The following is a 14,611-nucleotide window of genomic DNA, read 5'->3' as shown; positions in this document are numbered from 1 at the left end:
CATATAAAGTACGATTTAAGGCAAATTCAGGCCGGTATTTAGCGGGCTTGTGAGAAAATCTCACGCTATTAGCGCATTATTGGAAAACCGTTATTTCTCCGTCTCTATAATAGGTATTTCCGATCGTGCTGCGAATGAATCCGCTGTTTATTCCGCTCTGGTCAGCAAATTTATGCACACGCCGTGAAACCGGCACTCACATTCTGTGCGAGCAGTCACAAAACCAATAATTGATTGTCGCTGCAGACCATAACCATTCTTTACGCGCCCGCTGTAATCGTTTCCAGAAGTGAGAAGCATAACCGATTCTGTTTATTACATTTATTTAACCCCCTCCGCAATAATTAGCAGGCATTTTGTCCATAATGCCACGATCTATAAACCATTGCCTGTTCACGTAACTCCTTTAATCCACTCTGATTTGTGAAGTATGTCGCGCTTGTTTACGCGCTTTTCAGCCAGGCTTAATTCGCGTTTTGTACCCCTACAACACACTCCCTTCAGAGGAATGAAATTATGTGGAAACGTTTACTCTTGACCGCCATGGTGAGCTCGGCACTGAGTACGTCGGTGTTGGCTGCTGATATGACGGTGGGCTTCTCACAGGTTGGGTCGGAATCTGGCTGGCGTTCAGCAGAAACCAATGTGGCAAAAAGTGAAGCGCAAAAGCGCGGTATCACGCTGAAAATCGCCGATGGCCAGCAGAAACAAGAGAACCAAATCAAAGCGGTGCGCTCGTTCATCGCGCAGGGCGTTGATGCCATTTTCATTGCGCCGGTGGTGCAAACGGGATGGGAACCGGTGCTGGAAGAAGCCAAAGACGCCAAAATCCCGGTGTTCTTACTCGATCGCGCCATCGTGGTGAAAGACAAATCGCTGTACATGGCGGTGGTCACTGCGGACAACGTGCTGGAAGGCAAGTTGATTGGCGACTGGCTGGTGAAAACGGTCGCGGACAAAAAATGTAACGTCGTCGAGCTGCAAGGCACCGTCGGCGCCAGCGTGGCGATTGACCGTAAGAAAGGCTTCGCCGAAGCCATCGCCAGCCACGACAATATCAAAGTGATTCGCTCGCAGTCCGGTGACTTTACCCGCAGTAAAGGTAAAGAGGTGATGGAGAGCTTTATCAAGGCGGAAAACAACGGCAAGAACATCTGCATGGTTTACGCGCATAACGATGATATGGCGATCGGTGCGATTCAGGCGATTAAAGAAGCTGGCCTCAAGCCAGGCAAAGATATCCTGACCGGTTCGATTGATGGCGTGCCCGATATCTATAAAGCGATGCTGGCCGGTGAAGCCAATGCCAACGTGGAGCTGACCCCTAATATGGCCGGTCCGGCATTCGACGCGCTGGAGAAATTCAAGAAAGACGGCACGATGCCGCCGAAAATCATCAAAACAGAATCGAAACTGTATCTGCCGGACTCCGCACAGGCGCAGCTCGATACCAAAAAAGGCATGGGTTACTGATCCCCGCAACCGCCCTTCGGGGCGGTTTTTGATGACGTAAGGCGAGGTAGAACCTGATGAGCACCTCCGATGAAACCGCACTGCTGACCATTAGCGGCGTCAGCAAAGGATTTCCCGGCGTGAAGGCGCTGGATAATGTCTCGTTCAGCATCCGCAAGGGCGAGATCATGGCGTTGCTGGGCGAAAACGGCGCGGGCAAATCCACGCTGATTAAAGTTCTGACCGGCGTGTATACCCGCGATGCCGGCACGGTAACCCTGAACGGCAAGGCGATTACGCCGCACAACACCGCTGATGCACAGGAGATGGGCATTGGCACGGTTTATCAGGAAGTGAATCTGCTGCCGAATATGTCGGTGGCGGATAATTTGTACATTGGCCGCGAGCCGCGTAGCTTCGGCATGATTGATCGCAAGCGCATGGTGCGCGACGCCGATGCGCTGATGCGCAACTACGGCTTTGTACTCGACGTAACGCGTCCGCTGGGGCATTACTCGGTGGCGATGCAGCAGATCATTGCGATTTGCCGCGCGGTCGATCTCTCCGCGCAGGTGCTGATCCTTGATGAACCGACCGCCAGCCTCGATGCCAATGAAGTCGAAATGCTGTTTACCCTGATGGCGCAGCTAAAAGCCAAAGGGATGAGCCTGATTTTTGTTACCCATTTTCTCGACCAGGTTTACCGCATTACCGATCGCATCACCGTGCTGCGTAACGGCCAGTTTATTGCCACGCGCGATACCGCCACGCTGCCGCAGATTGAACTGATCAAGTTGATGCTGGGACGCGAGCTGCTGGAAACCGCTTTGCAGCGTCAGGGCAGCACGCTGCGCAGCAATCAGCCGGTGGTGTCATTTGAAGATTATGGCAAGAAGGGCACCATTGAACCGTTCAACCTGCAGGTGCGTCCGGGTGAAGTGGTGGGACTGGCCGGACTGCTCGGTTCAGGCCGTACCGAAACCGCCGAAGTGCTGTTCGGCATTCGCCGGGCGGATCGTGGCACCGCGACCATCAAGGGCAAAGTGCAGAACATCCGCACGCCCGCCAAGGCTTCGCGCCTCGGTATGGGTTTCTGTCCGGAAGATCGTAAAACCGACGGCATCATTGGTGGCGCGTCGGTGCGCGAAAATATCATTCTGGCGCTGCAGGCGCAGCGCGGCTGGCTGCGACCGATCAAGCGTCGTGAGCAGCAGGAGATCGCCGAGCGCTTTATCAAGAGCCTCGGCATTCGCACGCCGCATGCCGATCAGCCGGTTGAGCTGTTGTCCGGCGGCAATCAGCAGAAGGTGCTGCTTTCGCGCTGGCTGGTGACCAAACCGCAATTTCTGATCCTCGACGAGCCAACGCGCGGCATCGATGTCGGCGCGCATGCCGAAATCATTCGCTTAATTGAAACCCTGTGCGCCGACGGATTGGCGCTGCTGGTTATCTCCTCTGAACTCGAAGAACTGGTGGGCTATGCCGATCGCGTGTTGATCATGCGCGATTTGAAGCAGGTGGCCGAAATCCCGCTGGAGCAGCTGTCGGTGGCCGCGATCGTCAACGCCATCGCCGATGGAGGAGCACAACATGCTTGAATCCCCTATGACACATGACAAACCCGAACGGCGTAAGCCGAAGCTGCCGCCTGGCATGCCGCAGATTGTGGCGCTGATTCTGGTACTGCTGGTGGATAGCCTGGTGGCGAATAACTTTTTTGCCATTCACATTCAGGATGGCCGTTTGTTCGGCAGCCCGATTGATATCCTCAATCGCGCCGCGCCGGTGGCGCTGCTGGCGATTGGCATGACGCTGGTGATTGCCACCGGCGGCATCGATCTGTCGGTGGGCGCGGTGATGGCGATTGCCGGCGCAACGGCGGCGACCTTGACGGTGGCGGGGCATAGTTTGGCGTTCATCATTCTGGCGACGCTCGGTACCGGCCTGGCCTGCGGTTTATGGAATGGCATTTTGGTGGCGCTACTAAAAATTCAGCCGTTTGTCGCCACTTTGATTTTAATGGTGGCGGGACGCGGCGTGGCGCAGCTGATTACACAGGGCCAAATCGTTACCTTCAACAGCGATAGCCTGGCGTGGTTTGGTAGCGGTTCGCTGTGGCTGCTGCCGGTGCCGGTATGGATTACGCTGCTGGTGGCGCTCGTGGTGTGGCTGCTGACGCGCAAAACCGCGCTCGGACTGTTTATCGAAGCGGTCGGTATCAACCTGCGCGCGGCGCGCAATGCCGGTGTGAATGGCTGGCTGGTGGTGATGTCGACCTATGTGATTAGCGGCATGTGCGCGGCGGTGGCAGGCATGATCGTCGCCGCGGATATTCGCGGTGCCGATGCCAATAACGCCGGTTTGTGGCTGGAGCTGGATGCCATTTTAGCGGTGGTGATTGGCGGTGCTTCGCTGATGGGCGGGCGCTTCAATCTGGTGCTCTCACTGATTGGCGCGTTGATTATTCAGTCGATGAATACCGGTATTTTGCTGTCCGGCTTCCAGCCTGAACTCAATCAGGTGGTGAAAGCGGTGGTGGTGATGTGCGTATTGCTGCTGCAGTCGCCACGCTTTATTGCCATGTTGAAACGGAGACGCCCGAAATGATGAAACGTCATCTGCCCTTGATGATCACGCTGCTGGTGTTTGTGGCGGGTTATCTGTTTTGCCTGAGCCAATTTCCCGGCTTCGCTTCAACGCGCGTGATCTGCAATATCCTCACCGATAACGCTTTCCTCGGCATTATCGCCGTGGGGATGACGTTCGTGATTTTGTCCGGCGGCATTGATCTGTCGGTGGGCGCGGTGATTGCCTTTAGCGGCGTGTTCCTGGCACGGGTGATTGGTGATTATCATCTCGATCCGCTTCTGGCGTTTGCGCTGGTGCTGGCGATGGGCGCGCTGTTTGGCGCGATGATGGGCTGGCTGATCGATGCGCTGAAAATCCCGGCATTTATCATTACGCTGGCGGGGATGTTTTTCCTGCGCGGCTGCAGCTATCTGGTGTCGGAGAATTCGATTCCTATCGATCATCCGCTCTATACCACGCTGTCGAGTCTGGCGTGGAAGATCCCTGGCGGCGGACGCCTGAGTTTGCTGGCGCTGATTATGCTGGTGGTGGTACTCGGCGGGATTATTCTGGCGCACCGTACGCGCTTTGGTAATCAGGTGTATGCGATTGGCGGTAGCCTGACTTCGGCGCAGTTGATGGGCGTGTCTACGCGCGCGACCACCATCAGGATTTATATGTTGTCGACCACGCTGGCGACATTAGCGGGCATTGTGTTCTCCATTTATACCTCGGCAGGCTATGCGCTAGCGGGATTGGGTGTGGAACTGGACGCGATTGCCTCGGTGGTGATTGGCGGCACCTTGTTGTCTGGCGGCGTGGGCACAGTGTTGGGCACGCTGTTCGGCGTGTTGATTCAGGGATTGATTCAGACCTGGATTAACTTCGACGGCACCTTGAGTTCATGGTGGACCAAGATCGCCATCGGCATTCTGCTGTTTGCGTTTATCGCGCTGCAACGCCTGCTCACCGTGATGTGGGATCGCCAGCAGAACGCACCTGTTAAGCGTTTGACCTCCTAACTTCTTCACCCGCCTTTCCCTCACCCCAACCCTCTCCCGCGCGCGGGAGAGGGAGCCGCCGGTGCAGCGATAAGCAGCACTCTTTCCTGAAGCAAAAGCATACGTTGAGTTCGGAGTGACAGCGTTTATAAAACGGTTCCTTCTCCCGCTTGCGGGAGAAGGTTAGGATGAGGGGAATATCGCAGAGGACGAAATCAACGTGCCAGGCGGTAATACGCCTCATTCCAGCGCAGCGCATCTTTAAATGCCGGTAAGCGCGTCTCCTCATCAATCACCAGCACTTCAATGCCATTCAGCTCGCCGTACAGATACATATCATCCAGATCCAGCGCCTGGCTGAACACCGTGTGGTGCGCGCCGCCGGCCAGAATCCAGGCTTCTGATGCGGTGGCCAGCGACGGCTGGGCACGCCACAGCGCACGGGCCACCGGCAATTTTGGCAGCGGTTTGGGCTGTTCGATCGCATCCACCACATTCACCAGCAAACGGAAACGATCGCCCAGATCGATGACGCTGGCATTCACCGCGCGTCCGGCCGGCGTGGAGAAGATCATGCGCGCCGGATCGGCTTTGTCGCCAATGCCGAGGAACTGCACATCAATCAGCGGCTTCTCCTCTTTGGCGATGGACGGGCACACTTCCAGCATGTGCGAGCCCAGCACCAAATCATTGCCCGGTGAGAAGTGATAGGTGTAATCCTCCATAAAGGAAGTACCGCCCGCGCGTGTGCCTGCCTGGATCTTGAGAATGTGCAGCAGCGCGGCGGTTTTCCAGTCGCCTTCACCGGCAAATCCATAGCCCTGGCCCATCAAGCGCTGCACCGCCAAACCGGGCAGTTGCGTCATGCCGTGCAAAGTCTGGAAGTTGGTGGTAAAGGCTTTGCAGCCCTCGGCTTCGAGGAAACGTTTCAGACCCAGCTCAATGCGTGCCGCATCCAGTACGTTTTGACGTTTGTCGCCATTGACGGCGGCGGCATTGGTGAAGCGATATTGGCTTTCGTATTCATCGATCAGCGCGTTGACGTCGCCATCGCTGACGCTATTCACCACCTCGACCAAATCGCCCACGCCCCAGCCATTCACGGAGTAACCAAACTGAATCTGCGCCGCGACTTTATCGCCTTCGGTCACCGCCACTTCGCGCATGTTGTCGCCGAAGCGCGCCACTTTCAGCTGCTGGCTGGCCTGTTTTGCCAGCGCGGCATTGATCCAGCGTCCGATGCGCTGCTGGCTGGCTTTATCCTGCCAGTGACCGGTAACCACGCTGTGTTGCAAACCCATGCGCGCGCCGATAAAGCCGAACTCGCGGCCGCCGTGCGCGGTTTGGTTAAGGTTCATAAAGTCCATATCCATGCTGTCCCACGGAATCTCCGCGTTGAACTGGGTATGGAATTGCAGCAGCGGCTTATTCAGAATGCTCAGGCCACCAATCCACATCTTGGCCGGCGAGAAGGTGTGCAGCCAGGTAATGATGCCGACACACTGATTATCGTGGTTAGCGTCGCGGCACAATGCCAGCGCTTCGTCTGGTGATTTAACCAGCGGCTTCAGTACCAGCGACACCGGCAAGGTGCCGGCCTGATTCAATCCGTCCATCACCTGGCGGGCGTGCTGTTCCACCTGACGCAAGGTTTCCGCGCCGTAAAGGTGCTGCGTACCAATAACAAACCACACCTGTTGTGCGTTGTGCTGTCCCATTAAATCTCTCCTTTACTGAGCGGATGCGGTGCGCGCGGCGTACTGCGGTTCAGCAGCCTGGCACCAGTTTTGATAACGTTGATAAAGTTGCTGATAAACCACCACGCGCGCGGCGTTGGGTTGCAGCGTCACATCAATCGGACTGGCCATTACCTGCTGGGCGGCAGGCACATTGGCATACACGCCCGCGGCCACGGCGGCAAAAATGGCCGCACCGAGCGCACAGCATTCGTCAGAGGCGACGATATCCAGCGGACGGTTCATGACGTCGCAGCACGCCTGCATGATGGCAGGGGATTTACGGGCGATGCCCCCGAGCGTCAGGATGCTCTGCACCGGAATCTGCTGCTGTTCGAAACACTCCATGATGGCGCGTGCGCCAAACGCGGTGGCGGCGATCAAGCCACCAAACAGCGCGGGCGCATCGGTGCCGAGATTGAGATCGGTGATCACACCTTTCAAGCGCTGATTGGCGTCTGGCGTACGGCGGCCGTTGAACCAGTCGAGCACCACCGGCAGATGATCGAGTTGCGGATTGGCCGCCCAGGCTTCGGTGAGGTTGCGGATCAGATCTTTTTGCAGCGCGGCTAACTGCGGTTGCAGCTCCGGATGGTGCTGCGCCGCCTGCTGCAGTGGCCAGCCAAGCAGGCGGCTGAACCAGGCATAAATATCGCCAAACGCTGACTGACCGGCTTCGCAGCCAATCGCGCCCGGCACCACGCTGCCATCCACCTGGCCGCAGATGCCTTTGATGGCGCGGTCGCCAACGGTGTCGCTGTCGGCAATCAGAATGTCGCAGGTTGAGGTGCCAATCACTTTTACCAGCGTGTAAGGCTGCGCACCGGCACCAACCGCGCCCATGTGGCAGTCAAACGCGCCACCCGAAAGAATCACCTGTTGCGATAAGCCGAGGCGCTGCGCCCATTCGCTGCTGAGCGTGCCCACCGGCACATCGGCGGTCCAGGTGTCTGCGAACAAGGGGGAATCAAGCTGCTCGACCAACAGAGGATCGAGCGCGCGGAAGAAGTCAGCCGGCGGCAAACCTTGCCACTCCGGATGCCACAGTGATTTGTGCCCGGCGGCACAGCGTCCACGACGCAGCTGCGCGGGTGCGGTAGTGCCGCTGAGGAGCGCGGGCACCCAATCGCACAGTTCCACCCAAGACACTGCCGCTTCACGTACCGCAGCATCGGCGCGTGACACGTGCAGTATCTTGGCCCAGAACCACTCCGACGAATAGACGCCGCCAATATAGCGGGTGTAGTCGTTGAAACGACCGCTACGACACAGCTGATTGATCTCTTCGGCTTCTTCAATCGCGGTGTGATCTTTCCACAGCACGAACATCGCGTTGGGGTTGGTGGCGAATTCCGGGCGCAGCGCCAGCACGTTGCCATCACGATCGATGGGCGCAGGCGTCGAGCCGGTGGAATCCACGCCAATCCCCACTACGGCGGCGCGCTGTTCAGGCGTTAAGGCGTTAACCACGGTGACAATCGCCTGTTCTAACGCATCGATATAGTCCTGCGGATGGTGACGAAAGCGGTTGGCGTGCGCATCGCAAAATTCGCCGTTGGCCCAGCGTGCATAGTTGACCACCGCTTTTTCCAGCTCTTTACCACTGTGACAGTCCACGGCCAGCGCACGCACCGAGTCACTGCCAAAATCCAGCCCAATTGTTATGGCGCCAGCACCCATTGGGATTCTCCTGTGTGAGTTATCTGGCTCTATCCTGGAATGGGGCAGCAGAAGCGGTTAGTCATCAGTCGCTGAGAATATGCACTTTTCTGCCATCGGCGGGGATGTGTGATCCACTGCAAAAGTTAACGACCGGTTAAATTTGCTGAATATATGGAGGATTTTGTCATCGTTTTGGGATGTGATACCGCTCTACATTTTTCCTGTCCATTCCCGCTACAACTAGCCCAGCGTTTGCGCAGCCTTTGTACAACCTTTGCGCTAACGCGCTGATTTTTAGCTGTACCCCACAGAATGGTTTAATTGGTAGCGTTTACACCGATTGGTTAATAACAGCCTAAAACAACATTATGCCGGAGAGCATCATGCATAAATTCACTAAAACGCTGGCGGCGCTAGGTCTCGCTGCGGTTATGTCACAATCCGCTATCGCCGAGACCATGAAACTCGGTTTCCTCGTTAAACAACCGGAGGAACCCTGGTTCCAGACCGAATGGAAATTCGCGGATAAAGCCGGCAAGGATCTCGGCTTTGAAGTGATCAAAATTGCCGTGCCCGACGGTGAGAAAACCCTCAACGCCATCGACAGCCTGGCCGCCAGCGGCGCGAAAGGCTTCGTCATCTGTACGCCAGATCCGAAACTCGGCTCCGCGATTGTCGCCAAAGCGCGCGGTTACGGTCTGAAAGTGATTGCCGTCGATGATCAGTTCGTGACCGCCAAAGGCAAGCCGATGGATACCGTGCCATTGGTGATGATGGCGGCAACCAAGATCGGCGAGCGTCAGGGGCAGGAACTGTATAAAGAGATGCAGAAACGCGGCTGGGATGTGAAAGAGACCGGCGTGATGGCCATCACCGCCAACGAACTCGACACCGCACGCCGTCGCACCAGCGGTTCGATGGATGCGCTGAAAGCCGCCGGTTTCCCGGAGAAGCAGATCTATCAGGTGCCAACCAAATCCAATGATATCCCAGGCGCCTTTGACGCCGGTAACTCGCTGCTGGTGCAGCATCCGGAAGTGAAACACTGGCTGATTCTCGGCATGAACGATAACACCGTGCTGGGCGGCGTTCGCGCCACCGAAGGCCAGGGCTTTAAAGCGCCCGATGTGATCGGTATCGGCATTAACGGTGTTGATGCGGTGAGTGAGCTGTCGAAAGGATCCGCCACCGGTTTCTACGGTTCGCTGCTGCCAAGCCCGGACGTGCACGGTTATAAGAGCAGCGAGATGCTCTACAACTGGGTGACCAAAGATCAGGAGCCGCCGAAGTTCACCGAGGTCACCGATGTGGTGCTGATTACCCGCGATAACTTCAAAGCCGAGCTGGATAAGAAAGGGCTGAAGTAATCACGTTGTTCGTTGTTTGAGCAGCACCATCTAAATGTTTAGCCAAAATGATTCGTGCTGTAACAAGGCGGCAAGTGCACTTATCCCCGGGAGCTTACTTTTGTAAGTGACCGGGGTAAGTTCACGCAGCCAACGCAGTTACAGTGCGAAGCATGAAGGCTTAGAGGAGTCACCATGAACATAGATCAAGCCTTTCTGTCGTTTCATGGCATCAGCAAAACCTTTCCCGGCGTGAAAGCGCTGCAGGACATCTCATTCAGCTGCCGTGCCGGCGAAGTGCACGCGCTGATGGGGGAGAACGGTGCCGGTAAATCAACGCTGTTGAAGATCCTCAGCGGTAGCTACCAGCCCAGCGGCGGCGAGATCCGCATTAAAGGCCAGCCGAAGAGTTTCAACACCACCGTGGATGCGCTGGATGCCGGCGTGGCGATCATTTACCAGGAACTGCATCTGGTGCCGGAAATGAGCGTGGCGGAAAATATCTATCTCGGCCAGCTGCCGCACAAGCGCGGTCTGGTGAATCGCAAACTGCTGCGCTATGAAGCCGGTTTGCAGCTGCAAAATCTTGGCATGGATATCGATCCGGACATGCCGCTGAAATATCTGTCGCTCGGCCAATGGCAGATGGTGGAGATCGCCAAAGCGCTGGCGCGTAACGCACGCATCATCGCTTTTGACGAACCGACCAGCTCGCTGTCGGCGCGCGAAATTGATCACTTGTTCCGCGTCATCCGTCAGCTACGCGAGCAGGGCCGCACCGTGTTGTACGTGTCGCATCGCATGGAGGAGATTTTTGCCCTGAGCGATGCCATCACCGTGTTTAAAGATGGCCGCTACGTGCGCACCTTCACCGACATGAAAAACACCCATCACGATGATCTGGTGCAGGCGATGGTGGGGCGCAATCTGGGGGATATTTATGGTTACGCGCCGCGTGAACTGGGCCCGGTGCGCCTGCAGCTGGACGCGGTGGAGGCAAAGGGCGTGCGCACGCCGATTTCGTTGACGGTGCGTGCCGGTGAAATCGTTGGCCTGTTTGGTTTAGTGGGCGCGGGACGCAGTGAACTGATGAAAGGGCTGTTCGGTGCCACTAAATTGCGCGGCGGCAGCGTGACGCTGGATGGCAAAAAGCTCAACATTCGCCAGCCGATCGACGCCATCCGCGCCGGCATCATGCTGTGCCCGGAAGATCGCAAATCTGAAGGCATCATTCCGGTGCATTCGGTGCGCGATAACATCAACATCAGCGCGCGTCGCCACAATCTCACCGCTGGTTGCCTGATCAAACCGAGCTGGGAAGCGAAAAACGCCGATATCCACATTCGTTCACTCAACATCAAAACGCCAGGCCCGCAGCAGCTGATCATGAATCTTTCCGGAGGCAACCAGCAGAAGGCGATTCTGGGCCGCTGGCTGTCGGAAGAGATGAACGTGATCCTGCTCGATGAGCCGACGCGCGGCATTGACGTCGGTGCCAAACACGAAATCTACAACCTGATTTATCAACTGGCGAAAAAGGGGATTGCGGTGCTGTTTGCCTCCAGCGATCTGCCGGAAGTGATGGGATTAGCCGACCGCATTCTGGTGATGCGTGAAGGTTCCATTGCCGGTGAACTGTCCCACGATACGGCCACAGAGCAGCTGACGCTGAGCCTGGCGATGCCGAAAACCACTCAAGCGGCCGCCGTGGCCTGATGTATAAGGAGAGCAATAATGGCTTCATCTACCACTTCCAACACGCCACCGGTGCAGCGCAACGGGCTACAACTGGGGCGGATTTGGGACAACTTCGGCATGCTGGTGGTGTTCGCACTGCTGTTTATCGTTTGTGCCATTTTCGTGCCGAACTTTGGTTCTATCATCAACATGAAAGGGCTCGGGCTGGCGATGTCGATGTCCGGCATGGTGGCGTGCGGCATGCTGTTCTGCCTGGCTTCCGGCGACTTTGATCTGTCCGTGGCGTCGGTGATTGCCTGCGCCGGTGTGGTCACCGCGGTGGTGATCAACATGACCGAAAGCCTGTGGATTGGCGTGGCAGCGGGTTTGCTGCTCGGCATGGCCACCGGTTTTATCAACGGCTTCGTCATTGCGCGGCTGAAAATCAACGCCCTGATCACTACGCTGGCCACCATGCAGATTGTGCGCGGCCTGGCTTACATCTTCTCCGACGGCAAAGCGGTGGGGATTGAAGACGAGCGCTTCTTTACCCTCGGTTACGCCAACTGGCTCGGCGTGCCGGCACCGATTTGGCTCACCATCGCTACCATGGTGCTGTTCGGTTTCCTGCTGAACAAAACCACCTTTGGTCGCAACACGCTGGCGATTGGCGGCAATGAAGAAGCAGCGCGTCTGGCCGGCGTGCCGGTGGTACGCACGCGCATCATTATCTTCATTCTGTCCGGTTTAGTGTCGGCGGCGGCGGGCATCATTCTGGCGTCGCGCATGACCAGCGGCCAGCCCATGACCTCGCTCGGATACGAGCTGATTGTGATTTCAGCTTGCGTGCTGGGCGGCGTCTCGCTGAAAGGCGGCATCGGCAAAATTTCCTATGTAGTGGCGGGCGTGCTAATTCTGGGCACGGTTGAGAATGCGATGAATTTATTGAATATCTCGCCATTCTCACAGTATGTAGTGCGCGGTTTGATACTGTTAGCGGCGGTGATTTTTGACCGCTACAAACAGAAAAGTAAAGCCGCCTGATAACCCAGGCTAAGCGTGTCGGAAAGTGGGCACGCTCAGCGCCGCGAAACCGAAAAGTGAGGGCATTATGTACCATCGCGAACCCCCAAGTGAGCAGCAGAATCCCTTATTGCCGGGCTATGCGTTCAATGCCTGGCTGGTGGCAGGCTTAACGCCGATTAATGCCAATGACGCACTCGATTTCTTTATCGATCGTCCGCACGGCATGAAAGGCTACATCCTTAATCTGACCATTAAAGGTCAGGGGCGCGTGTTTGATGGCGAATCTGCCTTCGACTGCGAGCCGGGCGATCTGCTGCTGTTTCAACCGAAAACCCCGCACTATTACGGCCGCGCGCCAGACAGCCCGTGCTGGTTCCATCGCTGGGTCTATTTCCGCCCGCGCGCTTACTGGACCGATTGGTTGCAGTGGCAGGATGAGAGCCAGGGCGTGGGGCGCTTGCATTTGTCAGAAGCGCAGCGTGCCGAGTTTGATCGCCTGTTTGCCAGCATCGAGCAAACCCACAACTCCGGACGTCGCTTCGCCGAAGAGCTGGCGATGAATCTGCTGGAGCGCTTGCTGCTGCGCGCGGTGGAAGAGGATCCGCGTAGCCATCAACAGATCCGCGATCCGCGCGTGATTGAAGCTTGCCAGTACGTCACCAATCATCTGGCGGGTGAAGTGAAGATTGAAGAAGTGGCGCGCCATGTTTGCCTGTCGCCGTCACGGCTGGCGCATCTGTTCCGCGAGCAAATGGGCATTAATCTGCTGCGCTGGCGCGAAGATCAGCGGGTGATCCGCGCCAAACTGCTGCTGCAAACCACTCAGGAACCGATCGCTTCCGTCGGGCGTGAAGTGGGCTACGATGACCAACTTTACTTCTCACGCGTGTTCCGCAAACGCGTTGGCGTCAGCCCCAGCGACTTCCGCCGCCGCAGCCAGGATGCGCAGGATGCGTTGGTGGCGCACGAGAGCTGGCACTCCGCACGGAGTGCTATTTCCTGAGTTTTCAGGTGATTCCGCCTTGTTCTTATAGATCGATTCGTCTTAAATCATTCTGGTAACGAACAAGAGGAATGAGAATGAGCGATAAATTACGTGTCGGCCTAATCGGCTACGGTTTTGCCAGCAAAACCTTTCATGCACCCTTGATCGCCGGTACGCCGGAGGTTGAGCTGGCGGCGATCTCAAGCAGCGATGCCAGCAAAGTGCATGCTGACTGGCCGTCAGTGCAGGTGGTTTCCGATCCACAAGCGCTGCTGGACGACCCGACACTGCAACTGATTGTTATTCCGACCCCGAATGACACCCACTTCCCATTAGCCAAAGCGGCACTCAACGCCGGCAAACACGTGGTGGTCGATAAGCCGTTTACCGTGACGTTGTCACAAGCACGTGAGCTGGATGCGCTGGCTAAAGCCAAAGGTCTGCTGCTGTCGGTGTTCCATAACCGCCGTTGGGACAGCGATTTCCTGACGCTGAAATCCCTGCTGAACGACGGTATGCTGGGCGAAGTGCGTTACTTCGAATCCCACTTTGACCGTTTCCGTCCGGAAGTGCGTCAGCGCTGGCGTGAAATGAAAGGCGCGGGCAGCGGCATTTGGTTCGATCTCGGACCGCACGTGCTGGATCAGGCTTTGCAGCTGTTTGGCACGCCGGTCGCGATCAATGTCGATATGGCGGAACTGCGTCCGGGCGCGCAAACCACCGACTACTTCCATGCGGTGTTGACCTATCCTACGCGTCGCGTGGTGCTGCATGCCAGCATGCTGGTGGCGGCGGAATCCGCGCGCTTTGTGGTGCACGGCACGCGCGGCAGCTACGTAAAATACGGGCTGGATCCGCAGGAAGATCGTCTGAAAGCGGGTGAACGTCCGCCGCAGGAAGATTGGGGCTACGACATGCGCAACGGCACGCTGACGCTGGCGGAAGGCGATGTGATGGTGGAGAAAGAGCTGTTGACCTTGCCAGGTAACTATCCGGCGTACTACGCAGGTATCCGTGATGCGATTGCGGGCACAGGTGCGAATCCGGTGCAGGCAGAAGAGGCGATTCAGGTGATGGAGTTGATCGAGCTGGGCTTGCAGTCCGCCGAGAAGCGTCAGACCCTGTCGTTGCGTTAATTCTGTGAAAAGATCGCCAGGA

Annotated in this window: 11 protein-coding genes; 9 read left to right on the top strand and 2 right to left on the bottom strand. The window is 57.0% G+C overall.

What is annotated here, in order from left to right:
- The first annotated feature begins 516 nt into the window (after window positions 1-516).
- From ytfQ to yjfF, 4 genes are read left to right on the top strand one after another with little or no spacing between them, the layout of a single operon-like run.
- A complete protein-coding gene (gene ytfQ / locus ACVLVH_RS14170; RefSeq protein WP_192411923.1) occupies window positions 517-1,473 on the top strand; it encodes a galactofuranose ABC transporter, galactofuranose-binding protein YtfQ in 957 nt (318 codons plus the stop codon).
- 56 nt (window positions 1,474-1,529) lie between these two features.
- Window positions 1,530-3,050: a sugar ABC transporter ATP-binding protein gene (locus tag ACVLVH_RS14165; RefSeq protein ID WP_192411922.1), complete on the top strand. Its 1,521-nt coding sequence runs from the start codon at window positions 1,530-1,532 to the stop codon at window positions 3,048-3,050.
- Window positions 3,043-4,059, top strand: coding sequence for a galactofuranose ABC transporter, ATP-binding protein YtfT (ytfT, locus tag ACVLVH_RS14160; RefSeq protein WP_192411921.1), 1,017 nt, complete (start codon window positions 3,043-3,045; stop codon window positions 4,057-4,059). The genes ACVLVH_RS14165 and ytfT overlap by 8 nt, the downstream gene beginning before the upstream one ends.
- Window positions 4,056-5,042: a galactofuranose ABC transporter, permease protein YjfF gene (gene yjfF, locus ACVLVH_RS14155; RefSeq protein WP_101764518.1), complete on the top strand. Its 987-nt coding sequence runs from the start codon at window positions 4,056-4,058 to the stop codon at window positions 5,040-5,042. Before ytfT ends, yjfF begins: the two co-directional genes overlap by 4 nt.
- Before the next feature lie 194 nt (window positions 5,043-5,236).
- On the opposite strand, the gene araA is transcribed toward yjfF, so the two are convergent.
- Window positions 5,237-6,739: an L-arabinose isomerase gene (araA, locus tag ACVLVH_RS14150; RefSeq protein WP_498949582.1), complete on the bottom strand. Its 1,503-nt coding sequence runs from the start codon at window positions 6,737-6,739 to the stop codon at window positions 5,237-5,239.
- A 12-nt stretch (window positions 6,740-6,751) separates the two neighbouring features.
- A complete protein-coding gene (locus tag ACVLVH_RS14145) occupies window positions 6,752-8,437 on the bottom strand; it encodes a ribulokinase (RefSeq protein ID WP_101764516.1) in 1,686 nt (561 codons plus the stop codon).
- Between the two features lie 365 nt (window positions 8,438-8,802).
- Between ACVLVH_RS14145 and ACVLVH_RS14140 the strand changes: the two genes are divergently transcribed.
- The 5 genes from ACVLVH_RS14140 to ACVLVH_RS14120 all read left to right on the top strand — a co-directional run bounded on the left by ACVLVH_RS14140 (window position 8,803) and on the right by ACVLVH_RS14120 (window position 14,589).
- On the top strand, window positions 8,803-9,786 hold the full coding sequence (locus ACVLVH_RS14140; protein ID WP_101764515.1) for an arabinose ABC transporter substrate-binding protein: 984 nt from the start codon (window positions 8,803-8,805) through the stop codon (window positions 9,784-9,786).
- Window positions 9,787-9,960: 174 nt separating this feature from the next.
- A complete protein-coding gene (gene araG / locus ACVLVH_RS14135) occupies window positions 9,961-11,481 on the top strand; it encodes an L-arabinose ABC transporter ATP-binding protein AraG (RefSeq protein WP_192411919.1) in 1,521 nt (506 codons plus the stop codon).
- A gap of 18 nt (window positions 11,482-11,499) precedes the next feature.
- Window positions 11,500-12,486, top strand: a complete 987-nt coding sequence (araH, locus tag ACVLVH_RS14130) for an L-arabinose ABC transporter permease AraH (protein ID WP_008110235.1) — start codon at window positions 11,500-11,502, stop codon at window positions 12,484-12,486.
- A 67-nt stretch (window positions 12,487-12,553) separates the two neighbouring features.
- Entirely contained in the window at window positions 12,554-13,471 is a 918-nt protein-coding gene (gene araC, locus ACVLVH_RS14125; RefSeq protein ID WP_498949579.1) for an arabinose operon transcriptional regulator AraC, read from the top strand.
- Between the two features lie 77 nt (window positions 13,472-13,548).
- The gene (locus tag ACVLVH_RS14120; protein ID WP_498949578.1) at window positions 13,549-14,589 is read left to right on the top strand and encodes an oxidoreductase; all 1,041 of its coding nucleotides are present in this window, start codon (window positions 13,549-13,551) and stop codon (window positions 14,587-14,589) included.
- Window positions 14,590-14,611 lie beyond the last annotated feature (22 nt).

The sequence above is a fragment of the Kluyvera sp. 1366 genome (assembly GCF_054823405.1).
Note: the sequence above shows the minus strand (reverse complement) of the source record. Positions and strands in the feature narration are given on the sequence as shown.

Coding starts and splice junctions, on each gene's coding strand:
- ytfQ (WP_192411923.1), top strand. CDS start 517: ATGTGGAAACGTTTACTCTTGACCGCCATGGTGAGCTCGGCACTGAGT.
- ACVLVH_RS14165 (WP_192411922.1), top strand. CDS start 1,530: ATGAGCACCTCCGATGAAACCGCACTGCTGACCATTAGCGGCGTCAGC.
- ytfT (WP_192411921.1), top strand. CDS start 3,043: ATGCTTGAATCCCCTATGACACATGACAAACCCGAACGGCGTAAGCCG.
- yjfF (WP_101764518.1), top strand. CDS start 4,056: ATGATGAAACGTCATCTGCCCTTGATGATCACGCTGCTGGTGTTTGTG.
- araA (WP_498949582.1), bottom strand. CDS start 6,739: ATGGGACAGCACAACGCACAACAGGTGTGGTTTGTTATTGGTACGCAG.
- ACVLVH_RS14145 (WP_101764516.1), bottom strand. CDS start 8,437: ATGGGTGCTGGCGCCATAACAATTGGGCTGGATTTTGGCAGTGACTCG.
- ACVLVH_RS14140 (WP_101764515.1), top strand. CDS start 8,803: ATGCATAAATTCACTAAAACGCTGGCGGCGCTAGGTCTCGCTGCGGTT.
- araG (WP_192411919.1), top strand. CDS start 9,961: ATGAACATAGATCAAGCCTTTCTGTCGTTTCATGGCATCAGCAAAACC.
- araH (WP_008110235.1), top strand. CDS start 11,500: ATGGCTTCATCTACCACTTCCAACACGCCACCGGTGCAGCGCAACGGG.
- araC (WP_498949579.1), top strand. CDS start 12,554: ATGTACCATCGCGAACCCCCAAGTGAGCAGCAGAATCCCTTATTGCCG.
- ACVLVH_RS14120 (WP_498949578.1), top strand. CDS start 13,549: ATGAGCGATAAATTACGTGTCGGCCTAATCGGCTACGGTTTTGCCAGC.